General features: G+C 68.3%; 24 protein-coding genes. 7 read left to right on the top strand and 17 right to left on the bottom strand.

Translation table 11 applies throughout. The features are described from left to right. The first annotated feature begins 247 nt into the window (after window positions 1-247). On the top strand, window positions 248-604 hold the full coding sequence (locus IBX53_RS07380; RefSeq protein WP_290907308.1) for an antibiotic biosynthesis monooxygenase: 357 nt from the start codon (window positions 248-250) through the stop codon (window positions 602-604). A gap of 59 nt (window positions 605-663) precedes the next feature. Here the strand turns inward: IBX53_RS07380 and IBX53_RS07375 are convergent, their stop codons facing one another. From IBX53_RS07375 to IBX53_RS07350, 6 genes are all read right to left on the bottom strand, one after another. Then, window positions 664-951, bottom strand: coding sequence for a HigA family addiction module antitoxin (locus tag IBX53_RS07375; protein WP_290907305.1), 288 nt, complete (start codon window positions 949-951; stop codon window positions 664-666). Between the two features lie 9 nt (window positions 952-960). Further along, entirely contained in the window at window positions 961-1,239 is a 279-nt protein-coding gene (locus IBX53_RS07370) for a type II toxin-antitoxin system RelE/ParE family toxin (RefSeq protein ID WP_290907302.1), read from the bottom strand. Between the two features lie 31 nt (window positions 1,240-1,270). Further along, window positions 1,271-3,190: an ABC transporter ATP-binding protein gene (locus tag IBX53_RS07365; RefSeq protein ID WP_290907299.1), complete on the bottom strand. Its 1,920-nt coding sequence runs from the start codon at window positions 3,188-3,190 to the stop codon at window positions 1,271-1,273. Window positions 3,191-3,291: 101 nt separating this feature from the next. Beyond that, a complete protein-coding gene (locus IBX53_RS07360; RefSeq protein WP_290907296.1) occupies window positions 3,292-5,514 on the bottom strand; it encodes an OsmC domain/YcaO domain-containing protein in 2,223 nt (740 codons plus the stop codon). Between the two features lie 108 nt (window positions 5,515-5,622). Next, the gene (locus tag IBX53_RS07355; protein WP_290907293.1) at window positions 5,623-5,859 is read right to left on the bottom strand and encodes a hypothetical protein; all 237 of its coding nucleotides are present in this window, start codon (window positions 5,857-5,859) and stop codon (window positions 5,623-5,625) included. 341 nt (window positions 5,860-6,200) lie between these two features. Further along, window positions 6,201-6,959 (bottom strand): class I SAM-dependent methyltransferase, encoded by a 759-nt coding sequence (locus IBX53_RS07350; RefSeq protein ID WP_290907291.1) that lies wholly within the window; start codon window positions 6,957-6,959, stop codon window positions 6,201-6,203. A 283-nt stretch (window positions 6,960-7,242) separates the two neighbouring features. Between IBX53_RS07350 and IBX53_RS07345 the strand changes: the two genes are divergently transcribed. Continuing rightward, window positions 7,243-7,734, top strand: coding sequence for a CIA30 family protein (locus tag IBX53_RS07345; protein ID WP_290907288.1), 492 nt, complete (start codon window positions 7,243-7,245; stop codon window positions 7,732-7,734). Here IBX53_RS07345 and IBX53_RS07340 read toward each other — a convergent pair. Continuing rightward, window positions 7,705-9,084: a DUF2254 domain-containing protein gene (locus IBX53_RS07340; RefSeq protein ID WP_290907286.1), complete on the bottom strand. Its 1,380-nt coding sequence runs from the start codon at window positions 9,082-9,084 to the stop codon at window positions 7,705-7,707. The two genes, IBX53_RS07345 and IBX53_RS07340, sit on opposite strands and share 30 nt — an antisense overlap. A 540-nt stretch (window positions 9,085-9,624) precedes the next feature. Between IBX53_RS07340 and IBX53_RS07335 the strand changes: the two genes are divergently transcribed. Next, the gene (locus IBX53_RS07335; protein ID WP_367171545.1) at window positions 9,625-9,777 is read left to right on the top strand and encodes a DUF3309 family protein; all 153 of its coding nucleotides are present in this window, start codon (window positions 9,625-9,627) and stop codon (window positions 9,775-9,777) included. A gap of 57 nt (window positions 9,778-9,834) precedes the next feature. Here the strand turns inward: IBX53_RS07335 and IBX53_RS07330 are convergent, their stop codons facing one another. Together IBX53_RS07330 and IBX53_RS07325 are read right to left on the bottom strand one after the other, a co-directional pair. After that, on the bottom strand, window positions 9,835-10,533 hold the full coding sequence (locus IBX53_RS07330; RefSeq protein WP_290907281.1) for a CDGSH iron-sulfur domain-containing protein: 699 nt from the start codon (window positions 10,531-10,533) through the stop codon (window positions 9,835-9,837). Window positions 10,534-10,729: 196 nt separating this feature from the next. Then, the gene (locus IBX53_RS07325; RefSeq protein WP_290907279.1) at window positions 10,730-11,287 is read right to left on the bottom strand and encodes a GNAT family N-acetyltransferase; all 558 of its coding nucleotides are present in this window, start codon (window positions 11,285-11,287) and stop codon (window positions 10,730-10,732) included. Between the two features lie 174 nt (window positions 11,288-11,461). On the opposite strand from IBX53_RS07325, the gene IBX53_RS07320 reads away from it, so the two are divergent. Then, the gene (locus tag IBX53_RS07320) at window positions 11,462-12,367 is read left to right on the top strand and encodes a cation transporter (RefSeq protein WP_290907276.1); all 906 of its coding nucleotides are present in this window, start codon (window positions 11,462-11,464) and stop codon (window positions 12,365-12,367) included. Between the two features lie 24 nt (window positions 12,368-12,391). Here the strand turns inward: IBX53_RS07320 and IBX53_RS07315 are convergent, their stop codons facing one another. The 8 genes from IBX53_RS07315 to IBX53_RS07280 all read right to left on the bottom strand — a co-directional run bounded on the left by IBX53_RS07315 (window position 12,392) and on the right by IBX53_RS07280 (window position 21,040). Continuing rightward, window positions 12,392-14,056 (bottom strand): MBL fold metallo-hydrolase, encoded by a 1,665-nt coding sequence (locus IBX53_RS07315; RefSeq protein WP_290907274.1) that lies wholly within the window; start codon window positions 14,054-14,056, stop codon window positions 12,392-12,394. Between the two features lie 330 nt (window positions 14,057-14,386). Continuing rightward, entirely contained in the window at window positions 14,387-15,310 is a 924-nt protein-coding gene (locus IBX53_RS07310; protein WP_290907272.1) for a metal ABC transporter permease, read from the bottom strand. Then, entirely contained in the window at window positions 15,307-16,518 is a 1,212-nt protein-coding gene (locus IBX53_RS07305) for a metal ABC transporter permease (protein ID WP_290907268.1), read from the bottom strand. The genes IBX53_RS07310 and IBX53_RS07305 overlap by 4 nt, the downstream gene beginning before the upstream one ends. After that, complete coding sequence (locus IBX53_RS07300) at window positions 16,518-17,318, bottom strand: metal ABC transporter ATP-binding protein (RefSeq protein ID WP_290907267.1); 801 nt, start codon at window positions 17,316-17,318, stop codon at window positions 16,518-16,520. Before IBX53_RS07300 ends, IBX53_RS07305 begins: the two co-directional genes overlap by 1 nt. Beyond that, on the bottom strand, window positions 17,318-18,304 hold the full coding sequence (locus IBX53_RS07295; RefSeq protein WP_290907263.1) for a zinc ABC transporter substrate-binding protein: 987 nt from the start codon (window positions 18,302-18,304) through the stop codon (window positions 17,318-17,320). Before IBX53_RS07295 ends, IBX53_RS07300 begins: the two co-directional genes overlap by 1 nt. Before the next feature lie 150 nt (window positions 18,305-18,454). Then, window positions 18,455-19,516 (bottom strand): serine hydrolase, encoded by a 1,062-nt coding sequence (locus tag IBX53_RS07290; protein ID WP_290907260.1) that lies wholly within the window; start codon window positions 19,514-19,516, stop codon window positions 18,455-18,457. Then, the gene (gene opgC / locus IBX53_RS07285; RefSeq protein WP_290907257.1) at window positions 19,513-20,646 is read right to left on the bottom strand and encodes an OpgC domain-containing protein; all 1,134 of its coding nucleotides are present in this window, start codon (window positions 20,644-20,646) and stop codon (window positions 19,513-19,515) included. The genes IBX53_RS07290 and opgC overlap by 4 nt, the downstream gene beginning before the upstream one ends. Window positions 20,647-20,695: 49 nt before the next feature. Then, window positions 20,696-21,040 carry a hypothetical protein gene (locus IBX53_RS07280; RefSeq protein ID WP_290907255.1) on the bottom strand — a complete coding sequence of 115 codons (345 nt, stop codon included), beginning with the start codon at window positions 21,038-21,040 and terminating at the stop codon, window positions 20,696-20,698. A gap of 227 nt (window positions 21,041-21,267) precedes the next feature. Between IBX53_RS07280 and IBX53_RS07275 the strand changes: the two genes are divergently transcribed. The 3 genes from IBX53_RS07275 to IBX53_RS07265 form a co-directional block, all read left to right on the top strand. Continuing rightward, window positions 21,268-21,738, top strand: coding sequence for an aminoacyl-tRNA deacylase (locus IBX53_RS07275; protein ID WP_290907251.1), 471 nt, complete (start codon window positions 21,268-21,270; stop codon window positions 21,736-21,738). 124 nt (window positions 21,739-21,862) lie between these two features. Further along, the gene (locus IBX53_RS07270) at window positions 21,863-23,026 is read left to right on the top strand and encodes a ChaN family lipoprotein (RefSeq protein WP_290907247.1); all 1,164 of its coding nucleotides are present in this window, start codon (window positions 21,863-21,865) and stop codon (window positions 23,024-23,026) included. A gap of 4 nt (window positions 23,027-23,030) precedes the next feature. Further along, window positions 23,031-23,441: hypothetical protein (locus tag IBX53_RS07265; protein ID WP_290907244.1), on the top strand; the 411-nt coding region annotated here is incomplete at its 3' end.

Here is a 23,441-nt window from a genome sequence, read left to right as displayed (position 1 = left end):
CACTCAAGGCGGTGAAAGAGACCCTGCAGGCGCCCCCGCCGATTCCCTGGCGCACGCTCTGACCGCCGCCGGCTGACCCCGGCGCGAGCCCGCCCATGGCAGCGCCCAAACGCCAGGCCCCCGAGCCGGGTGAGTGACTCGGGGACCTGGTGGGGTTAGGTTCATTGTGAGTACTCGCCAGGGGCCGCGTCGGCATCGCCGCCTTCCGCACCCTGGCGCGATGATTGTTCGTTCACCAGGAGCCGCCATGATCGCCGTCATCTTCGAAGTCGAGCCCCACCCCGACCAGCGCGACCACTATCTCGACATCGCCGCCGGCCTGCGCCCACTGCTGGAGGAGATCGATGGCTTCATCTCCATCGAACGCTTCGAGAGTCTGGTCCAGCCGGGCAAGCTGCTCTCGCTCTCCTTCTGGCGCGACGAGGAGGCCATCGCCGAATGGCGCCGGGTGGAGCGACATCGCGCCGCCCAGGCCAAGGGCCGCCAGGAGGTCTTCGCCGACTACCGCCTGCGCGTGGCCGGGGTGTTGCGCGACTACGGCATGCACGACCGCGAGCAGGCCCCCGCCGACAGCCGCGAGCGGCACGATGCGTCGCCGCGCTGATCCTCCTGTGGTGGAGGCGTGGGGGAAGCTCTTTGGATACTGCGTGCCTACACGCCTCTTCAGGCCGCCACCAGCCTCTTCACCTTGAGCTCATTGCGATGCTGTTCGGCGTGCCAGAGCTCATACTGGGACTGCTGGTTCAGCCAGCTCTCTGCCGAGGTATCGAAGGCGATCGAGAGGCGAATCGCCATCTCGGGGCTGATACCTGCCTTGCCGTTCAGCACGGCGCTCAGCGTTTTTCGACTCACGCCCAGCGCCTCTGCGGCTGCCGTGACGGTAAGCCCCAGGGGTTCCAGGCAAAGCTCTCGCAATACCTCTCCGGGATGGGGGGGATTGTGCATCAGCATGGCGGCACCTCAGTGGTAGTCCTCGTAGTTCACTATTTCGGCGTCTCCGTCCACGAACCGAAAGGTCACGCGCCAATTGCCGCTGACGGTGACCGACCAGATGCCGGCTCGATTGCCCGATAGCTCATGCAGCCGAAGTCCAGGCAGGTCCATGTCCTTGGCATCCGTCGCGGCATTCAGTCGGCCGAGAATGAGCCGAAGCCTCTTGGCATGCACTGCCTGAATACCCGCTGTGCTGCCGGTCTTGAAGAACTTGGCCAGGCCCTTGTGCTTGAAGCTCCGTATCATGGCTCAAGTGTACCCTGTAACGTATCAGGTATCAAAAGCTGGCCTCCTCCACATCCACCCCGATGAACCCGCCGGACTGGCGCCGCCACAGGGCGGCGTAGAGGCCGTCTCGCGCCAGCAGCTCCCGGTGGGTGCCGCTCTCGACGATCTGCCCCTCGTCGATCACCACCAGGCGGTCGAGCATGGCGATGGTCGAGAGCCGGTGGGCGATGGCGATCACCGTCTTGCCCTCCATCAGGGTGTAGAGCTGCTCCTGGATCGCCGCCTCCACCTCGGAGTCCAGCGCCGAGGTGGCCTCGTCCAGCACCAGGAGGGGGGCGTTCTTGAGCAGCACCCGGGCGATGGCGATGCGCTGGCGCTGCCCGCCGGAGAGCTTCACGCCCCGCTCGCCCACGTGGGCATCCAGGCCGCGGCGGCCCTGCAGGTCCACCAGCTCATCGATGAAGGTGTCGGCGTGGGCGCGGCGCACCGCCTCCCGGATCGCCTCCTCGCTGGCCTCGGGGCTGCCGTAGCGGATGTTGTCGCGCAGCGAGCGGTGCAGCAGCGAGGTGTCCTGGGTCACCATGCCGATATGGCGGCGCAGCGACGCCTGGGTCACCGCGGCGATGTCCTGGCCGTCGATCAGGATGCGCCCGCCCTCCAGATCAAAGAAGCGCAGCAGCAGGTTGGCGAGCGTCGACTTGCCCGCCCCGGAGCGGCCGATCAGCCCCACCTTCTCGCCGGGGGCGATGGTGAGATCGAGGCCGTCGAACACGCGCTTCGGCTCTCCAGAGAAAACCGGCTTCGCTTGCGCATCCGGGCGCCCATAGCCGAAGCGCATCGCCTCGAAGCGGATCTCGCCGCGGGGCACCGAGAGCGCCGGCGCCCCGGGGGCGTCCCGGATCGCCGGCTCCCGGGCGATGGTGTTGATGCCGTCCTGCACGGTGCCGATGTTCTCGAACAGGCTCGCCACCTCCCAGAGGATCCAGTTGGACATGAAGCGAATGCGCATCACCAGCGCGATGGCCACGGCGATGACGCCCAGCGACACCGCCTCCAGGTACCAGGCGCCGATGGCCATGGCCGCCACCCCGGCCAGCAGCAGGGAGTTGAGCAGGGTGAGGGTCACGGTGAGGCCGGTGGCCAGGCGCATCTGGCGATGCACCGTGGTCATGAAGCCCTCCATGGCGTCGCGGGCGTAGGCCTCCTCGCGGCGGGTGTCGGCGAACAGCTTGATGGTCTGGATGTTGCTGTAGCTGTCGACGATGCGCCCGGTCATCACCGCCCGGGCGTCGGCCTGCTCCATGGAGACCCGGCGCAGGCGCGGCACGAAGCCCCACATGATGGCGATATAGCCCGCCAGCCACGCCACCAGCGGCAGCATCAGCCAGGGCTCGGCGCTGCCCATCAGCAGCATGGCCCCCGCGAAGTAGACGACCACGTAGACCATCAGGTCCATCAGCTTCATCACCGTCTCGCGGATCGCCAGCGCCGTCTGCATCACCTTCTGGGAGACCCGGCCGGCGAACTCGTCCTGATAGAAGGCGAGGCTCTGGCCCAGCATGTGCCGGTGCGCCAGCCAGCGGCCGATCATCGGGTAGTTGCCGAAGATGCTCTGGTGGGTCACCAGCGCCTGCAGCAGGGTCAGCAGCGGCAGCACGACCACCACCAGCGCCGCCATGCCGGCCAGGCGCCAGCCGTACTCGGCGAAGAAGCCCTCCCGCTCGGCGCTGGCGAGCCAGTCCACCAGTTCCCCCATGTAGCTGAAGAAGAGCACCTCCGCGGCGGAGACCAGGGCGGTGAGCAGCGACATCACGACCAGCAGCGGCAACACCGGCCGCGAGAAGTGCAGGATGAAGGCGAAGAGCCCCCTGGGCGGCGTGCCGAGGCTCTCCGCCGGGTAGGGGTTCACCAGGTTCTCGAAGTAGCGGCAGACGGCAAGCGCCAGGGCGCGAAGGGAGGTGCGAGACATGACGGCGTCCGGTTGGGTATAGGGTTCCGGGCGCGTCTGGCGGCCAGGCCGGGCCGCCGCTCGCGGCGACGTCCCGGATCAGCAGCGCCCGGCGGTCAGGCTCAGGCCGGTGCGCGCAGCCCCGCCCGGCGGGCGCGGGCGGCGTGGAGCTTCTTGTAGCTCTCGATCAGCCGCTGGTGCTTCTCCAGCCCCTCCAGGGCCATGCTGGTGGGGGTCAGGCCGTGGAAGCGCACCGTGCCCTGCACCGAGCCGATCACCGCCTCGAGGGTCACCTCGCCGAACATGCGGCCGAGGTTGTAGCGGAAATCGTCGAGTTCCAGCTCGTCGTCCAGCACGATCTCCAGCACCGCCTGCACCGCGCGGTAGAAGAGGTTGCGCTCGACGGTGTTGTCGTTGAACTGCAGGAACATCTCGACCCGCTCCAGAGCCTCCTCGTGCTGGGCAAGCGCCAGGTTGATCAGCAGCTTGAGCTCGAGGATGGTCAGCTGGCCCCACACGGTGTTCTCGTCGAACTCGATGCCGATCAGGGTGATGATGTCCATCTGCTCGTCGAGCTGGCTCTCCTCCAGGCGTTCGAGCAGCTCGGCAAGCTGGTCATCCTCCAGGCTGTGGAGATTGAGAATATCCTCGCGATAGTCCAGCGCCATGTTGGTGTTGTCCCACACCAGATCCTCCACCGGGTAGACCTCGGAGTAGCCCGGCACCAGGATGCGGCAGACCGGCGCGCCCAGGTCATCAAAGATGGCCATGTACGCCTCCAGCCCCAGCTCCTCGAGGATGCCGAACAGCGCCGCGGCCTCCTCGGCGGTGCTGTTGGAACCGCTGCCGGAGAAGTCCCACTCGCTGAACGCGACGTCCGCCCGGCTGCTGAAGAAGCGCCAGGAGACCAGCCCCGAGGAGTCGATGAAGTGCTCGACGAAGTTGTTGGGTTCGGTCACGGCCTGGGAGTTGAAGGTGGGCGGCGGGAAGTCGTTCAGGCCCTCGAAGCTGCGCCCCTGCAGCAGCTCGGTGAGGCTGCGCTCCAGCGCCACGTGGAAGCTCGGGTGGGCGCCGAAGGAGGCGAAGACGCCGCCGGTCCTGGGGTTCATCAGGGTGACGCACATCACCGGGAACTGGCCGCCGAGCGAGGCATCCTTGACCAGCACCGGGAAGCCCTGGGCCTCCAGCGCCTCGATGCCCTCGACGATCTCGGGGTAGCGCGCAAGCACCTCGGCCGGCACGTCGGGCAGCGCGATCTCCTCCTCGAGGATCTGGCGCTTCACGGCCCGCTCGAAGATCTCCGAGAGGCACTGCACCTGCGCCTCGGCCAGGGTGTTGCCGGCGCTCATGCCGTTGCTGAGGTAGAGGTTCTCGATCAGGTTCGACGGGAAGTAGACCGTCTCGCCGTCGGACTGGCGCACGAAGGGCAGCGAGACGATGCCGCGGTCGACCCGGCCGGAGTTGGTGTCGATCAGGTGCGAGCCGCACAGCTCGCCGTCCGGGTCATAGATGGCCCGGCAGTGGTCGTCGAGGATCTCCGCGGGGAGCTCGTCGCCCGGCCCCGGCGGGAACCACTTCTCGTCGGGGGTGTGGACGAACTCGCTGGCCGCGATCGCTTCGCCGAAGAACTGGTCGTTGTAGAAGAAGTTGCAGCTCAGGCGCTCGATGAACTCGCCCAGCGCCGAGCACAGCGCGCTCTCCTTGGTGGCGCCCTTGCCGTTGGTGAAGCACATCGGCGAGGCGGCGTCGCGGATATGCAGCGACCAGACGTGGGGCACGATGTTGCGCCAGGAGGCGATCTCGATCTTCATGCCGAGCTCGGCCAGCATCGCCGACATGTTGGCGATGGTCTGCTCCAGCGGCAGGTCCTTGCCCTCGATCCAGGTGCCCTGCTCGCCGCTCTCCGCCCCCTTGGGCACGCCCATCAGCAGCGCCTGGGCGTCCTCGTCGATGTTCTCCACCACCTCGATCTGGAACTCGGGGCCTTCCTGCACCACCTTCTTTACGGTGCAGCGGTCGATGGAGCGCAGGATGCCCTGGCGGTCCTTGTCGGAAATGTCCTCGGGCAGCTCCACCTGGATCTTGAAGATCTGCTTGTAGCGGTTCTCCGGGTCGACGATGTTGTTCTGCGACAGCCGGATGTTCTCTGTGGGGATGTCCCGGGCGTTGCAGTAGACCTTGACGAAGTAGGCCGCGCACATCGCCGAGGAGGCCAGGAAGTAGTCGAACGGCCCCGGCGCCGAGCCGTCGCCCTTGTAGCGGATGGGCTGGTCGGAGATGACCGTGAAGTCATCGAACCTGGCCTCCAGGCGGAGGTTGTCGAGATAGTTGACCTTGATTTCCATGGGGCACCGGAGCGTTGGGCGTAGCGGGGGTAGAAAACCCGCCATTATCCAGCTTTTCCCGCCAGGCGTCATGGTGGGGTGACAAAATGGTACCGGCGCGCCGACACGTCACTTCGCGGGCTCGGGCGTGCCCGGGGCGGCCTGTGACAGCCGGCGCTCGCACTCCTGCAGCGCGTCCGGGCCCGTGATCGGCTCGCTCAAGGGACAGCGGTCGGTTTCGACCAGCCCCGCCTCACCCAGCATCAAGACGCGCACACTCGTGCGACTCACATCGGGAACCAGCAGTTGCATGCGCCCATCGACCAGCGCCGGCATCGGTCGAGGCAACCAGGCGCGCGTATTCATGCGGCCGGCCCAGGGCATAGTGCCCGTAACGGGTGACCGGCTCGGCGAAGCTGGCCGTGATGATCTCTTCCGCGCGCGCGGATGGCGCCATCAGCAGCAGCGCACACAGGAACAACGGGTGTCGCAACATCATTTTGATACCTCCCGGGTCGATCATGGGCAGGAAGCCCCCCTCGCGATAACTGGCCGATACCGTCACTGAGTATCGCCCAGGATCCGGCCGGCGCCAGCCGGGAAGAGAGGGCATTGCCGTGATACAGGGCGAGCTCAAATAGCCTGCGCGATACCTTCCAGGGCGTCGTGCTGGCCAACCAGGGGGGCGAAGAGGCTGCTGGAGCCCATCAGGATGTTTTACGGAAATGGCAATAGAGGTACATTTGCCTTACCCCTCCCGGCGTGATGTGCAGGGTCTTGCGATGTTGCAGCAGTTCAAGATTCGCACCCAGTGTCGCTTCCAACTGTTCCGGACTGTACCGCTGCACCGGTAGACCACTGCATGTTGGTGGCGCTTCTGGCGCAAAGGTGCCGACCACGAAGTGCCCATACGGCGCTAGCGCACTCAGAAGCTTGTCCCGATAGTTACGCTGCTGGTCAACGCCGGTGAGGAAGTGAAACACGGCGCGATCATGCCACAAATCATAATGGCCCTCAGGCAAGTCAATCTCTTCCATATCGCCCACTCGCCATGTCACGAGTTCTGCCTTGCTTCCCAGCCGCTGTCTGGAGAGGGACAGGGCTTTCTCAGAGATATCGAGCACGGTGATGGATCGATAGCCTGCATCCAACAGGTCATCGACGAGGGTGGACGCCCCCCCACCGACATCGATGATTGAAGCGTCCATCGCCAGACCAAGCTCCTGGATAAGGTTCAAGGAGGTCTCTAATCGGGGCTCATACCACCCCAACTCCTCGCTCGCCTTGCTCCCATAGACATGCTCCCAGTGATGCTTCTGACTCATTTCATGCCACCCTGTGTCGATGCTCACCTGGACAAAGCTGGAAGGAAGGAGCGCGCGTTCGCGCTTCATGCCTCCCCCTGCTCCATCATGCGCTCCACCGGCCGGCGCCCAGGTGTGCTTCACCGCCTCGTCGTAGTTCATGGCGCCCTCGCGATGGCTGACCGTTGTCGTCACTGAGTATCGCCCAGGATCCGGCCGTCGCCAGCCGGGAAGACAGGCCGCTTGGGGCCAGGCATGCTGGACAAGGACACGACGAGGACACGTCATGAGGCAATCCCAACGGACCTTCCGAATCATCGCCGCTGCCGGCGTCGCAGCCGTGATTGGCATGGCGGTCGCCGATGGTCACGCACGCGAACGGCAGGTTATCGTGACGGCACAGGTCGAACGCGAGACGGCAGACGAGATGCGACAAGGAGCGCCCATGACCTATTTGATCGACTTTCGGGACCCCGGCGAGGCCAGCCGCTGGCGCGCCATCAACGACGGCGTGATGGGTGGCATCTCCCGGGGCGGCCTGCACGTGGAGGACGGCATCGGCATCTTCAGCGGCGAGACGTCGCTGGCCAACAACGGCGGCTTCGCCTCGGTGCGCCGCGACCCCGAGGCCTTCGACCTCGGCAGCGCGGCGGGCATTGCACTCCATGTGCGCGGCGATGGGCGCGCCTACCAGTTGCGGCTCTACACCGGCCAGCTGCCTCAGGGCGCCGCCTACCGGGCAAGCTTCCAGCCGTCCGCTGGCGAGTGGCAGCGCGTCACCCTGCCCTGGCACGACTTCGAGGCGGTGTTTCGCGGCCGACTGCTGGCGGACATTCCGCCTATCGATCCCGCAGGGATTGATCAAGTGGGGCTGATGATCGTCGACAAGGCCGCCGGGGCGTTTCGGCTAGAGGTGGCGTGGCTCGGTGTGCCCTGACGGGCCTGGGGAGACATCCCCGGTTCCACTGCACAGCTGCATCGCCGTCCGGTAGCGTTCTTCCGCCACCCGGAGGTCCTCGGTTTCCAGCAGCCCCTCGCGGGCCCCTCGAACGATCATATCGGCATGCAGCAGAAGGGCCGCTCGATCCTCGGGACGATGCGTGAATCGAGCGACCACCGCTAACGTCTCCAGCAGGCGTATCGTCACCGCAGCATTGGAGCGAGCCTGCTGCCTGATCTGGTTGAACGCCACGCCCGTGACCTCGGGAAACGTCGCCGCCAGGGCAATCACCCTCAACCGCCCCTGACTGTCATGCCGATAGGGCGACGGCTTCTGGCGGATAGCCAACCGACTCAGCGCCGAGGCCAGGTGGTCGATGCAGGTGATCGCCGTGAAGGGGTCGTTGACCCCGGGCGACAGGGCCCGCAGGGCGATCTCCACGAGCTGGGTCACTGCAAACTCGATGTCCTGGCCCGAGGCGCGCTGGTTACCCAGGGCGAAAGCGGCGTTGGCCTCTGCCACCGGAATGTCAGCCACCCGCTCGCCGGGCCAGACCCGCATCAGCGAACAACCGGCGACGACGTAGTGGCCGGGGATTCGCTCCAGCCGTATCACCACATCCTGCTGCACTGCCAGGGCCAGCAGGGCCTCGGTGTCGATGAACTGGAGGTAGCCGTCCGCATTCGCGGGAATCGAGCGCGACTGCCGCTCGAAGGCGTCGAGGAATTCCGCATCGGGTGGCGCCCTCGACTCCTCGGGTGCTCCCTGTCCGATATGTTCCGGAAACAGGCGGCCGGTCGCGGCAATCAGCTCATTGCTGACGCGCGCCACGATCTCGTTGGCCTGCATCGATACGGACACGTGATGGATGAAGTAGATCAATACGCCCACGCTCGCGACGGCCAGGAAGACACCGAGGGCCACCGATACGTTAGGCACGAAGGCCACTTCTTCCTCTCGCCGGATGGTCCGCAGGACCAGCAGGCAGTAGAGAAAGGTGGCGACGAAGGTACCCAGCACGACCTGAGTCGTGGTGTCGCGCAGGAAGTTGCGCAGCAGGCGGGGGCCCAGCTGTGAGGTGACCAGCGACAGGGCCACCAGCGTCATGGAGAACACCACCCCGGCAATGGTGATCATGGAGCCGGCGATGACCCCCAGCACGGCACTGGCCCCCTCCGCGCCGCCGGTGAACGTCCAGTCCCAGGCATGCCAGAGCCAGTTCGTTACCGCCCTGTCCAGGGCAACGCTGAGGAAGGCCAGCAACACCGCGGCGACGGCCATGAGGGTGGGGATGAACCAGAGGCTGGAACGGGTACGATCCCAATACCTGAAGATGAGTGTTTTCATGATGACGTCTCAGGTCGTCAGCTGCTCGACATGGCCGGATGCAGGCGTCAGGTAGCAGTGCTGGCAAGAACCCCTTCGCGAGGGGTAGGCCCATCCATGATAGTCCCGTTTCCCCCCGTCGTGGCGAGGTCCCGAAGCACCTTCCGGCCGGATCGATGCCGGAGGCTCAGACAGAAAGGGTGGTGCCATCTTCTGAGTATCATCCTCCTTATCCTCAATGAAATGACTTGCCTCACTCTGACTATCTTATGCCGCTAATTCTTTGAGTATCAGGGATTTTCGACCGACGCATACCGCCCCGCATCGAAGAAGGGGTAGGCGGCACGATGAGGGTGCAGTTACAGGGACGGCGACCTTCTCATGGTCTACTGTCAATGAAGGAGCTGGCCCCTGGCTTCGAACAATCACGGATCACGGCCCGATGGGTAATGGCCGTTTTCGAATGGGGACGAGGGGCATCAGTGTGGACGATGCATGCTGGCATGCCGGCACAAGGTGCGGACTGCTTCGACACTCGTAACTGGGAGACATGACATGTCAATCGGAACAATTCTGCTGATCGTTGTAATTCTGCTCCTGATCGGTGTGATACCTGCCTGGCCACACAGCCGGGGGTGGGGATACGGCCCCAGCGGGGGACTCGGCCTGGTGCTGATCATCCTTCTCATCCTGTTCTTGATGGGAAAGATCTAGCCCCTCAGCCACCGCAAGGAAGGCACGAGTGAGCCGAAGTCAGCCGGCGCCTTTCCATCACCCCCGAGCGGAAACAAGCCGTGGAAAACCACGGCTTTTCTCCGCAGGGAAGGCCCTGCAAGAGCGGTGCTCGGCGCCGCGGGCAAGTGCCACCTTGGCCTCCTCGGATAGCGCACCGAAGCTCATGTCGGAGACCAACAGCGGCATCTCCAGGGTCAACGGCTTTCTCGCCTCGGGACCCACCACCAGGCGGGTGGCCACCTCGGCATCGTCGAGCAGCGGCTGGGTGGCCAACTGCGCCACCATCAGCTGCAGGTCGTCCCAGCTCGGCAGGCTGTGGCGCGGCACGCCCATGGCGGCGACGGGACCGTGGTGGCCCACCCCGTCCAGCCCCTCCCGGGCCAACTGGTGGATGAACTCGACGGTGGGCTCCTCCTCGGTGGCCTCGGCCCTGGGGGCCCGCTCCTCGCCACCCTCGTCATCGGGTTCCGGCGCCTCCTGGCCCACCTGGTCGCTGGCAAACTGCTTGTGGGTGCCGTCGCAGTAGGGGGCGTCACCGGTCTGCTTGCACTGGCAGAGGTAGGCCTCGCCGTCCTTGTCGGCGGTGAACATCTGCGGCGTGAAGCCGGTGCCCTTGTGCGAGCCGTCGCAGAAGGGCTGGTCACTGGAGCGGCCGCAGCGGCAGAAGGCGTACTCCTTGCCCTGCTCCAGGGTGACCTTCTTGGGCTTGTTGTCGGCGATGACCGGCTGGCTCATGGCAGGCTCCTGAGTCCGTGGAAAGGTGGCATCGCCGTCAGTCTGGAAGAGGGAGGCAGCCCCCGCCAGTGGCGACGCGGGCGCTGGGTAAACGCAGCGGGCCGGCCTCGCCGCTCTCCAGCAGGTCGGGGATGCAGATGGCCAGGGGCTCGGGGATCGCGTTCAGGTCGACAACTTCGTCTGCCGGCCCTGAGGCCTAGGCGGGTTCTGCGCAATCGGCGGCGGGAGGCAGTTGCCTGACCATGAGCGTCACCGCCTCGCCGCGGTAGACGCACTCTTCCAGCGCCTGCCAGCCCAGGCGCCGGTAGAGCGTCTGCCGGTCGGAGGTGAAGAGGTGGAATCGCTCGATGCCGTGGACCCGAGCCTCCTCCTCCACTCGCTGCACAAGCCGCGAGGCGATGCCCCGACCGCGCCAGGCAGGTACCACATAGACCGAGGCCAGCCAGGGCGTGAGGTCCGGGCGGTCGTGCATGTCATCGGCGACCAGGCTGGCCATGCCCACGGGGGTAACGCCGCACAGGGCGACAAACACCGAAGGGACGCCCCCGGGGCCACACTGTTCGCGAAAGGCAGACAGGGCCTCATCCAGCCGTCGCTCCGGGTCGAGGTAACTCCACTGCTGGAACTCCCAGCGAGTCAGCCTCAGCACGTGGGGTGAGGCGGGGGTCAGGCGTTCGAGCCGCACCTCGTCCTCGGCCACGTTCCGGGGTGCCTCGATGGCCTCTCCCGGCGGCTTCGTGGCAAAGGGGCTCAACCCTGCGGCTCCGGCATCGGTCGGTTGTCGGCGATGATCGGCTGGCTCATGACGGGTTCCTGTCATCAGGGGGAGGGAGACTCCTCAGTCTGGCGTAGCCTCGGCGACCTTGGCAATCGCGATCGACTCAACGGCTGGGCTAGAATGGAAGGCTTTTCGAATCAGAGAACCATCATGCAGGCCACCCTCGAACAGCGCGCCCTCAAGGTCTCCATCGCCGTTACCCTGGTGGTTTCCAGCCTGGGGGTCACCTTCGGGCTGCTCGCTGGCTCCCAGTCGATCCTCTTCGACGGCGTCTTCTCCACCATCGATGCGGCCATGTCGGGCCTCTCCCTGGTGGTGGCGCGGCTCGCCATCCGCGAGGCCAGCCAGCGCTTCCAGCACGGCTACTGGCATCTGGAGCCGCTGGTCGCGGCGCTCAACGGTGCCATCCTGATGCTGCTCTGCTTCTACGCCTTCCTCAATGCCGCCCAGGGGCTGATGGAGGGCGGCCGCGAGCTCGATTTCGATATCGCCATCGCCTATGCGGTGGTGGTAGGGATCGCCTGTTTCACCATGGTGATCTACCAGAAGCGCCTCAACCGCCGCGCCGACTCCGAGTTCGTGCGCATCGACATCCAGGGCTGGTTGATGGCGGGGCTGATCACTACTGCCCTGCTGGTGGCCTTCGTGATCGCCCTGCTGCTGCAGGACACCGCCTGGGCGCACCTGACCCGGTACATCGACTCCCTGCTGCTGATGGTGCTGACCGCCTGCTTCATGCCGGTGCCGCTGGGTATCGTGCGCCGGGCGTTGCGCGAGATCTTCCTGATGGCGCCGAGTGGCGTCGACCGCGAGGTGCATGCCGCCATGGTCCCGGTGATGGCCCGCGAGGGGCTGCTCACCTACTACAGCCACGTGGCGAAGTCCGGCCGTGGCCATTTCATCGAGATCCACATCGTCACCGCCCCCGATTTCGCCGCCGGCCACGGGGTGGCGCTGATGGACGAGATCCGCGAGCAGATCAGCGCCGGACTCTCCATCCCGCCGGAGCGACGCTGGTTCACCGTGGCCTTCACCGCCGACGAACGCTGGGCCTAGGACGCACGCCTTCGCCAGCGACCCTCAGCCCTGCCGTGGGGCCCATTGCCCCGCCCGCGAGACCCACTGGCCCGCCCGCTGCTCGGCGCGCCCCTCCCCCTCCAGCTTGAGCAGATGGGCCAGCGCGGAGCGTGCCGCGACGTCCAGGCGTGTCTCGGGCACGTCATCGTAGGCGTGGCGCGTCAGCACTTCGAGGCTGGCCGGCCCGTGGCGCGACAGGGCCCGGCGCACCTTGTGCTCCCTGGCCAGGCGGTGGGTGATCAGGAAGTCGATGGCCGCGTGGCCCTCCCCGATCAGAAAGCCGTGGCCCGGAGCGATGGTGTCGAAGGACTCCTGGCCCAGGGCATGCAGGGCAGCGATGTAGGCCGCCATGTCGCCGTCCGGCGGGTTGATCACCACCGTGGAGCCCTGCATCACCTGATCGCCGGAAAACAGCAGCCGCGCCGGCTCCAGCAGGTAGCAGAGGTGGTTGGAGGCGTGCCCCGGGGTGTGCAGCACCTTCAACGGGCCGACCGGCGTGTCGAGGTGCTCGCCGTGGCCCGGCTGGTGGTCGGGTGCGAAGGTGGCGTCCTGGCTGGCCCCCGCCGGCGGCGGCAGGCCCACCAGCCGGGCGCCGGTGCAAGCCTTGAGCCAGGCCGCCCCGGGGGAATGGTCGATATGGGTGTGGGTGACCAGCACCCGGGAGATGCGCCCGCCGGCCAGCGCCAGCAGCCGCTCCAGATGGGCGGGGTCCGCCGGACCCGGGTCGATCACCAGGTGGTCGCGGCCGTCGCCGAGCAGGTAGCTGTTGGTGCCGGGCCCGGTCATCACCCCCGAGTTGGGGGCGGTCACTCGGGTCACCCCGGGGGCCAGCGTCACCGCACGGCCGGGCACGATCTCGGCGCTGGCGGTGCCCTGGCGATGCGGATCCAGGCGGGAGACCTCCACATAGGCCGGGGCATCCGGCTCCACCTGCCAGCCGGCACCCCCCTTGCGGGCCGGCCAGGGGCGGCTGGGGCGCGGCGCTGGTGGGTTGGCATGGGCGTGTCGCAGCAGCGCCTCGCTGGTGGTGAAGTCGGCCAGCAGGCGCAGGGTGCGCAGGGTGGGATACCCCAGCGCCAGCCGGCCGTGACGATGCGCCTCCAGGGCCTCGGCGGGCGTCAGCCAGGCGTGGGCGATGGTCTCGCTGCCGTCGTGGCTCGCCTGCTGGCCCGGCGGTGCCAGGGCCACGAAGAAACGCGTATCGAAGCGTCTGGGCGCGCCCGGCGGAGTGACCCAGTGCCCCACATAGGCCAGCCGATCCAGTGGCAGTGTGAGGCCATGGCGCTCGCACAGGTCAGGGAAGCCGACCTCCTCGCAGTGCAGCGCCTCGCGCCCCTCGGTCAGGATCGGGTGCTCCCCCGGCAACAGCTGCCCCTGCGCGTCCAGTGCCAGCAGCAGGCCCGCCTCCTCCAGGCACTCGCGCAGGGCGGCGATCATGTAGTCGGCACCGCCCTCATCCAGGCTCAGGGTCTGGCTGATGGCGCCGTCATCACGGCCACGGGCGCAGGCCCGCACGTCCGGGTCCCGGGGGTCCACGGCGCCGCCGGGAAAGACGAAGTGGCCGGGCAGGAAGGCGGCCTTCCAGGTGCGCTGCAGCAGCAGCACCTCGATGCCCCGGTCGCTGTCGCGCACCAGGGCCAGGGTGGCGGCGGGACGTATCGCGGTCATGAGGCGCCCGGGGCCGGGTTGGCCGGCGGGAAGTCGGGGGGCTGGGTCATCACGAGGGTCCTTGTGGTGATGAAGGTCGCCCCCAGCAATACCATGCCGGCCGCCCCCGGCCAATCGGCCCATGGCAGGGGCGAGCCGCTGGCAATCTCTCCGAGCCTGGGCGACGCTTGAGCGAAACCTGATCGCTACCAACATTGAGGGCCACCCCTCGCATAAAGTCAGGCAGTGCCCGGTGATAGGCGCCGCGCTGCAGATGGCGAGCCGACGGAGCAACTCGCCGAAGCAGGAATCGATCCTGGCCGCGACGTGTCGGTCAAGCCCGACAGGCTCCTAGACGCTAGTGGCCGCGCCGGTGCGCCGGCGGCGGGGGCCGGCCAGGCAGGCAGCCAGCAGGATCAACCCCGCCACGCTGGCGATCATGCCGGCGGCGCTGACCGAGGCCTCGAAGCCCAGCCAGCCGGGTGCGTGGCCGGCCAGCAGGTAGCCGAGCACCGCGGAGAGCACCGCGAAGAGCTGGCTCCAGGCGATCTGGCGGCCCAGGCGGTTGGTCATCAGCCGCGCCGCGGCGGCCGGACAGATGAACATGGCGATGACGATGATCGAGCCCACCGCCTCGAAGGCGGCGATGGCGGCGATCGCCACCAGGGTGACCAGCAGCAGATCGACCAGCGCCGGGCGAGCGGAGACGCTGGCCGCGAACTCCGGGTCGAAGCTTCCCAGCACCAGGTGGCGACGGAGTACCACCAGCATGGCGACCACCAGCAGCCCCACCCAGGCGGCACGCCCCAGCTGGGGCGGCAGGTCGGCCAGGGCCACGGGGTCGAAGAGTGCCGCGGGGCCGGTGCCGTCGAACCAGATCAGGCTCTCCAGGTTGCCGTAGAGGGCATGCTCCACGTCCAGGTGCACGCCGCTGGCGCCGTGCCACTCCAGCAGCAGCACCCCCAGCGCGAACAGGCTGGTGAACACCACCCCCATGGCGGCACTCGCTTCCACCCGACCCAGCCGGCGGATCAGTTCGATCATGACCACGGTGACCAGCGCCGAGACCCCGGCACCGAGCATCATCGCCGAGGAGGAGAGCACGCCGGTGAGCAGGAAGCTGACCACGATGCCGGGCAGCGCCACGTGGCTGATGGCGTCGCCGATCAGGCTCTGCCGGCGCAGCACCAGGAAGTTGCCGAGCAGCGCACAGGTCATGGAGATGATCACCGCCACGGCCAGCGGCACCAGGCTGAACATCATGAACTCGCTCATCGCACGACCTCCCGGCGGCCCAGCAGCTGCGTCTCCAGCGCCATGATCGCATCCGGCGACAGCACCTCGTGGATGGGCACGAGCCCGGCGTGCTCGCGGTGCAGGGCATCGTCGGGGTAGCGTTCGCGGTAGAGCGCCCAGAGCCGCTCCTCGTGGTCGGCGTCCCGAGCGGCGGCGAGCCCGGCCGAGGTTGCCACGCCGTCGCGGCGGATATGGCCGCGCCGGCACAGCAGTGTCAGGGTGAGGTCGTCGAAGATCGGCTCCTCCCGGGCGAGCGCCAGCAGCCCCTGACGCAGGTGGACCCGGCGGCGCAGCCGGCGATAGGCCAGCAGCGAGGCCAGCACGCCGCGGCGCGGCGAGAACAGGAAGGAGACCATGAACAGTCCGAAGGCGCTGAGAACGATCAGGGGGCCAGTGGGCAGGCCCTCGCGCACGCTGGAGAGCGTCACCCCCAGGTAGCCGGACAGGGCCCCGAGCAGTGCGGCCAGGGCCACCATGCGCATGGGCTGATCGGTCCAGAAACGCGCCGCCACCGGCGGGATGATGGTGAGGGCCACGATCAGGATCAGCCCGGTCACCTTGAGGCCGATCACCACCACCGCCATCAGCAGCAGCAGCAGCACGAGGTCCAGGCGACCGGTGTCGAGGCCCTGGGTGCGGGCGAAATCCGCATCGAAGCAGACCAGCAGCAGCTGGCGGCGCAGCACCAGCACCGCCGCCAGCAACCCCAGGGCGCAGGCCGCGATCAGCTTGGCCTCGGAGGCGAGCATGCCCGCGGTGGCGCCCACCAGATAGCCGGTCAGGCCCGACTGCCCGACCACCGCCATGGACTGGATCACGGTGATCAGCACCACCCCGACGGCGAAGAAGGTGGAGAGCACCGCGCCGATGGCGGCGTCCTCCCCCAGACGGGTGTGATCACTGATCGACTGCACCGCCCACAGGCCAATGGCCGCGCTGGCGGCGGCGCCAAGCAGCAGCGCGGGCAGGTAGCGACCATCGCCGGTGGTCAGCCCGACCAGGATGAAGGCCAGGGCCAGGCCGGGCAGGGTCGCGTGGCTGATGGCGTCGCTGACCAGGGCACGCTTGCGCAGCAGCACGAAAGTGCCGACCATGCCGGCGCCCGCCGCCAGCAGCATGGCGCCCAGGGTCACCACGCTGGTGTTGTAGCCGAGGGTGAAGGTGAGGGCCCGCCACCAGGTCTCCATCAGTGCTCCCTGGCCGCCAGGGCCGGCTCCACCAGCCGCGCCAGCTGCACCGAGCTGAGACGCCCGCCGTAGGTGGCCTGCAGGTTGGCCTCGGTGAACGCCTGGTCGACCGGCCCCGCGGCGATGCGCCGCACGTTCAGCAGCAGTACGTGGTCGAAGTAGTCGCGCACCGTGGCCAGGTCATGGTGGACGCAGAGCAGGGTTCGCCCCTCGTCGCGCAGCGACTTGAGCACCTCGACGATGGCCGTTTCGGTGGCCGCATCGACGCCGGCGAAGGGCTCATCGAGGATGGTCAGGTCGGCCTCCTGGACCAGCGCCCGGGCCAGGAAGACCCGCTGCTGCTGACCGCCGGAAAGCTGACCGATCTGGCGCTCGGCAAAGGCTTCCATGCCCACCCGGGTCAGGGCCTGCATGGCCCGGCGGCGCTGCCCGCGACCCCCGAACTGCCACCAGCGCAGATCACGGAACAGCCCCATGACCACCACATCGATCACCCGGGCGGGGAAGTCCCAGTCGACGCTGTTGCGCTGGGGCACGTAGGCGACGTGGCGGGTCATCTGGGCATAGGGTCGGCCGAACACCCGCACGTCGCCGGTGAGACGTCGGGTGATGCCCAGCGCGGCCTTGAGCAGGCTCGACTTGCCGGCCCCGTTGGGCCCGATGATGGCGCTCATGCTGCCCGGCGGCGTGACGAAGTCCACCGAATGAACCACCGGGCGGTGGTCATAGCTCACGGTCAGGCCGTGGATCGCCAGCGGGCTGGCGAGGATCGCCTTGTCGAGCCGGGCATCGTCGGGCATCAGGGGTGCTCCTGGAGGTGACTGAGCCTGCCCAGGCGACCACCCTCGGGCACCTCGCCGCCCAGGGCCAGGGCGATCTGGCTGACGTTATGGTCGAGCATGCCGAGCCAGGTGCCCTCGTAGCTGCCCTCGGCCCCCATGGCGTCGGAGTAGAGCTCACCGCCGATGCGCACCTCGTGACCGCGCGCAGCCGCCCCTTCCACCAGGGCCCGCACGTTGCGGTCGGAGACCGAGGTCTCGACGAACAGCGCACCGATCTCGCGCTCCACCAGCGTCCACACCAGCGACTCGATCCGCGCCAGGCCCGGTTCGCTCTCGGTGGAAAAGCCCTGGATACCGAGCACCTCGAAGCCGTAGGCGTCGCCGAAGTAGCCGAAAGCGTCGTGGGCGGTGACCAGAACCCGCGCCTCCTCGGGCACGCTCGACAGCACCTCGCGGGCGTAGGCGTCCAGGGCCTCGAGCTCCTCCAGATAGACGTCGGCGCGCTCGGCGAAGCCCTCGGCGTGCGCCGGCGCCAGTTCGATCAGCGCATCGCGGATCGCCTCCACGGCGAAGCGCCAGCGGCCCGGGTCCATCCATATGTGGGGGTCGTGCTGGTCGGGGTACTCCTCGTCGGCCAGGCGAGCCTCGCTGGGCACCGCCTCCCCCACCGCGATCACCGGCTGACGCTCTCCCAGCCGCTCGAGGAAGGACTCCAGCTGAGCCTCCAGGTAGAGGCCGTTCCAGAACACCGCATCGGCCCGGGTCATGGCCGTGATATCGCTGCGGGTCTGGCGGTAAAGATGTGGATCGACCCCGGGACCCATCAGGCCGCGCACTTCCACCTTCTCGCCGCCCACCTCGCGCAGCACGTCGGCGACCATGCCGGTGGTGGCCACCAGCTGCAGGCGCTCGTCGGCGCTGGCCGCGGACCCCATGACAAGGGAACCGACCAGCAGCAGAGGCAAGCTGGCAAGCGCGGGGATGAGGCGAAGACATCGGATCACGTAAGGCTCCTTGCTGAACGGGGTGGCGGCCTTGGCCGGGCCGGTGACGATAGCGCACGAAGCGCCACATTGCCCCTAGGGTACCGCGAACCGCGCCGGATGCTAATCGAGCGCGCCTAGCCGCTCCATAGGCAGGATGCATGCACCGCCTCAGGGGCCGAGGAGGCCCGACTCGCCAAGCGCCCGGCCGACCTCGCGCAGCACCCGCTCGGAGCGCTCGCTATCGCGTTCGCCCCGGGTGCAGGCGACCACCACCAGCCGACCTTCGGCGGCGCCCTCGCCGCGGGAGGCGATGCCGGCGTCGCAGGTTCGACGGTGCTGGGTACCGGTCTTGTGGGCAAAACGAATCTCGGGCCCCAGACCGGCCTTGAGTCGCGACTCGCCGCTGGTGGTAGCGCCCATGATGGCCAGCAACTCGGCGGTGGCCGCGGGACCCAGCGCCCTGCCCTCGCCGATGGCCGCCAGCAGCTCGCCGAAGGCATCCAGGCGCCCCGCGTTCAACCCAGTCGCGTAGTAGGCCTCGAAGGCGGCATCGAGGCTGGGCAGCGCCAGGTCGCTTCTCGGCACATCCAGCCGCTCGGCCAGGGCGTCGAGGCGCGCCGCGTCCTGCTCGACCCGGCGCAGCAGGATGAAATCCATGCCGGTGAGCGCCCGGGCCCCGGGATGCAGTTGGCCGTAGGCCTCGCGGCGCACCTCGATCAGCGGCGTGATGGGGCCGAGCCCGCCACCCGACAGGGCCCGGGCCCGCTCGTTCACCGCGGCGAGGCCAAGCCGGCCGATCAGCAGGTCGCTGGCGGTGTTGTCGCTGACCGTGAGCATCGGCTCGAGCAGCTCGCCCAGGGTCAGGGCCGTGCCCGGCTCCGCCCAGTTGGTGGGCCCGGCACCGTCCACGTAGTCGCGCGCCTCGAGCACCAGGGTCTCGTCGAGGGAAAGCTCGCCCGCCTCGACCCTAGCCAACAGTTCCACGGCCACCGGCACCTTGATCAGCGACGCCAGGTACCAGGTCTCGTCGTCGCGCCAGCCGAACCGCTCACCGCTCTCCTCCGCGCCGTCCCCAACCCCCAGTTCGCGCACGTGCAGCCCGATCTCGTCATCACCCTCGGCCTCCAGGGCGGCCAGCCGGGCCTCGAGCGCAGGCTCCCAGGGGCTGCCGGCGAGTGCCGGGGCGGCCATCACCAGGCTCGAGATGACCACAGCGGTGAGCCACTTCATCCTCGCTTCTCCCGAAACCAGCCGGTCAGGGCGATCCAGCCGGCAGTGGCCAGCACCAGTCCCACCCCGATGCCCAGCACCTGGGGGTAGGCATAGACCTGCCAGGCCTCCAGCAGATAGCGGAAGACCCCGAAGATCACCACGATATGGAAGATGAAGGCCTTGAGGGCGTCGCTGCCGATCAGGGTCAGCGGGCGCAGCCAGCGCGCCGCCGCCGCGCCCCCCTGCAGGCAGAGCGCCAGGATCACCAGGGCCCCGCCCAGGCTGAAGAGCATGAAGGCGAGCTCCGGCGGATGCTTGCCGACATTGCGCGCCACCGCGATCAGGGCGTCGTTGACCGTGGTCTCCGCCGTGCCCAGGGCCAGGGCGAAGAAGACGAGCAGCATCACTCCGCCCGCGCCGGCGATGGCCAGCAGCAGCCGGGCGCGCTGGGCCGTCCAGTAACCGCGCAGCAGCGCCTCTCCGACCAGCAGGCCCAGCAGCACCAGCGGCAGGCGCGAGAGCTGGCCCCAGGTGTAGTGGTTGGCGTCCTCCACCAGGATCGCCTTGAGCGGCTCGATGCCCCAGAAGGTGGCGTGCCGCTCCAGCCAGCCGGCGATCAGGACAATGGCCACCGGCAGCAGCAGCCGCGACCAGAGCGGCAGGCGCCGCCACAGCGGCAGCACCCAGGGCAGCCACAGCAGGGCAATGGCGTAGAAGCCGAGGATCTCGACCCAGATCGGGAAGCGCTGGTAGAGCAGGGCGTCGAGGATGTCCGCCGGGGCGTAGAGCGGCAGCATCTCCACCACCGTCAGCAGCTTGTACCAGAAGAGCACCTCGAGGCCGCGCAGCATCAGGCGCAGGCGGCGGGCCGGCCAGTCCGCCTCGCCCACCCGCGGAAGGAAGGCCACGGCAAGTGCGATACCGAATACCAGGATGAAGAGCGACGAGGAGAACTTGGTGAGCAGGTGGATCGGCACCAGCCCCCAGTCGGGCAGCTGGCGAATGCCATGGAGCCCGCTCACCGCGTGGCTGACAATCATCAGCGCGATGGCGATGCCGCGGGCCAGGTCAATGGCCTCGATGCGTCCCTCGGGGCGCGGCAGCACCGGACGCTCGACGAGCCGCTGTTGGATGGCCTTCCCTTGCATCTGTCGCTCCTCTCCTTGCTGTCAGTCGACCGGCAGTCGATCCACCGGCCTAGTCCGCCATGGCGAGCACCTCGACCCGCTCCAGGGTGAGGCGGCGTCCCTCCTCCCGGGAGAAGGCGAACTGGCCTTCCACGCGCACCCGCTCGCCCAGGTGGGGCGCGATCGCATCGTGGGGGAAGAGCTCGACCCGGTTGAGGTCCTCGTCCTCGATCCAGTAGTGCAGCGGCTCCTCGAAGTGGCGCACCACCCCTTCGGTGACCACGCGGCTGCCGTCGTGGGCCTCGGCGTTGGCGGCCAGCACCGCCAGCGTCACCTCGCTGGAGCGCGGCTCGCCGCCACAACCCGCAAGCAAAAGCGCCATCAACAGGATGCACCCCTTTATTCCATTCACCATAACGTCTCCTCTGACGGTCATCAGACTCATCGCATGCCGGACAACATGACTCGTGGAAAGTGTATCGGCAAATCCATCGGTGGGACGGCACTCCATCTCGTGGGATGAACAGGATCATGCTGCAGCGGGCCGCTGAGGCACTATTTTGTAGAGAGGATGCAAGCAATCCCGGGAAAGGAGACAACCACCGATGGCTCCCGGCCCGTGTGGCCGAAGGAGAGTCCGCCATGACCATACCCATGACCCTCAAGGAGTATCTCGAGGCCTGTGACATCGACTACGAGGAACTCCCTCATCCCCGCGAGAGCACCGCCAGCCGAATCGCCGAACTATCGAAGGTTGCCCGCGATCGCATGGCCAAGGCGGTGATGCTCCAAAGTGACTCCGGGTATCGCCTTGCGGTAGTCCCCAGCAGCAGCGACGCCGACCTCGAACAGCTCTCCCGCCTGCTGCACGAGAAGGTCACGCTGGCCTCGGAGCAGCAGATCATGGAGCACTTCCGCGACTGCGACCCCGGTGCCACCTCTCCGGTCGGCCAGGCCTGGGGGCTGCAGGTCTACGTGGACGACATGCTCCGGCACCAGCCGGACGTCTACTTCGATGCCGGCGACCACGAGACCCTGGTGCACATGAGCGGGCGGGAGTTCGACCGCCTGATGCATGACAGCCCCCATGGGCGCTTCAGCCGCCACTACTGACCCTGGCTCGCCCGGCACCTCCTGCGGGCCGCGATCCGCGTTGATCGCGGCCCTTTCCTGCCGGCGAGCCGACTGCGCTATGGTAGCGGCCTGAGGCCCGCCGACTCGCCCGTCAGGAGCTCCCATGCCGCATCGCCGCCCCCGATCCCATTGCCCTTGCATCGCCGCGCCCCTCCTCGCCCTGACCCTGGCCGGCCTGCCAGCCACCGCGCTGGCCGGCGACTGCCCCGCCCCCGGCCAGTGGCAGCGCGATGGCGAGGTCATCGACACCGCGACGCTGATGACCGACCTGGCCGAGCGCCGCGTGGTGCTGCTCGGCGAGCAGCACGAGCGCCTGGCCCACCACCGCTGGCAGCTGCATACCCTGGCCGGCCTTCACGCCCGCGAGCCCCAGATGGCCATCGGCCTGGAGATGCTGCCCCGCAAGGCCCAGCCGGCGCTGGACGCCTGGGTGGCCGGCGAGCTCGACGAGGCCGCCTTCCTGGCCGAGAGCGACTGGCTGGGCGCCTGGGGCTATGACCCCGACGCCTACCTGCCGATCCTGCACTTCGCACGGATGCAGCGCATCCCGCTGCGGGCCCTCAACGTCACCCCGGCGCTGCGCCAGCGCATCGCCGAAGAGGGGTGGGAAGCGATTCCCCTCCAAGAGCGCCACGCCATCACCCCGCCCATCCCCGCCTCCGAGGGGTACCGGGAGGTGCTGGCCGAGGTCTACGCCAACCACCCCAGCGCCGAGGACCCCGAGGCAGGCCTCGAGCGCTTCATCGATGCCCAGCTGGTGTGGGACCGCGCCATGGCCCAGGGCCTGGCCGAGGCCACCGAGGAGGCGGCGCTGGTGGTGGGGCTGATGGGCCAGGGCCATGTCAGCTACGGCCACGGCGTGCCCCATCAGCTGGCCGACCTGGGAATCGACGCCGCCGGCCTACTGGCCTGGCAGCGGAACGACGACTGCACGCCGCCGGCGGGAATGGCCGATGCGCTCTTTACCCTCGGCGACGAGGCCGCCTTCGAACCCCCCGAGCCCCAGCGCCTGGGCATCCTGGTGGCCGCCGACGAGAACGGCGTGCGGGTGGTCGGGGTGGGCGAGGAGAGCCTGGCCGAGGCGCTGGGCCTGGCCGAGGGGGACCTGATCGTCGAGGCCGGGGGGCGTGCCCTGAACCGCCCCGGCGAACTCACCGACCTGGTGCGCCGCCAGACCCCGGGCACCCTGCTGCCCCTCACCGTGACCCGCAATGGCAGCACCGAGGAGCTGCTGGCCCGCTTCCCGCTGCGCGACGGAGTCCGCTGAGCCCATGGCGACACCGGGCCTGCCCCGCTCCCGCTCGCCCCTGGCCTGGACCCTGCTCGGCGTGCTGCTGGCCGGCCCCGCCTGGGGGGAGACGCCCGGCCCCGAGCGCCGGCTGACGCTGCACCTCGACCCCGCCGAGCGAAGGCTCGCCGGCGAACTGGTGCAGCCGCTGCCCGACGGCGGGCGCTTCGCGCTGCTCGAGGGGCTCGAGGTCAGCGAGGCCCGCTGCGGCGAGCAGACGCTGAGGCTTCAGCGGGACCGCCAGGGCCGCTGGGGGGTGCCGGCCTGCTCGGCGCCGACGCTCACCCTGCGCTGGCAGGGAACCCTTCCCGACGCGGGGCGGGAGACGCGCCACGCCATCGCCGAGGCCGGCACCTTCCTGCCCACCCGGGCCGGCTGGTACCCCCACCTGGTG

The sequence above is a fragment of the Halomonas sp. genome (assembly GCF_014859505.1).
In the GTDB taxonomy this organism is placed as follows: Bacteria; Pseudomonadota; Gammaproteobacteria; order Pseudomonadales; family Halomonadaceae; genus Halomonas.
Note: the sequence above shows the minus strand (reverse complement) of the source record. Positions and strands in the feature narration are given on the sequence as shown.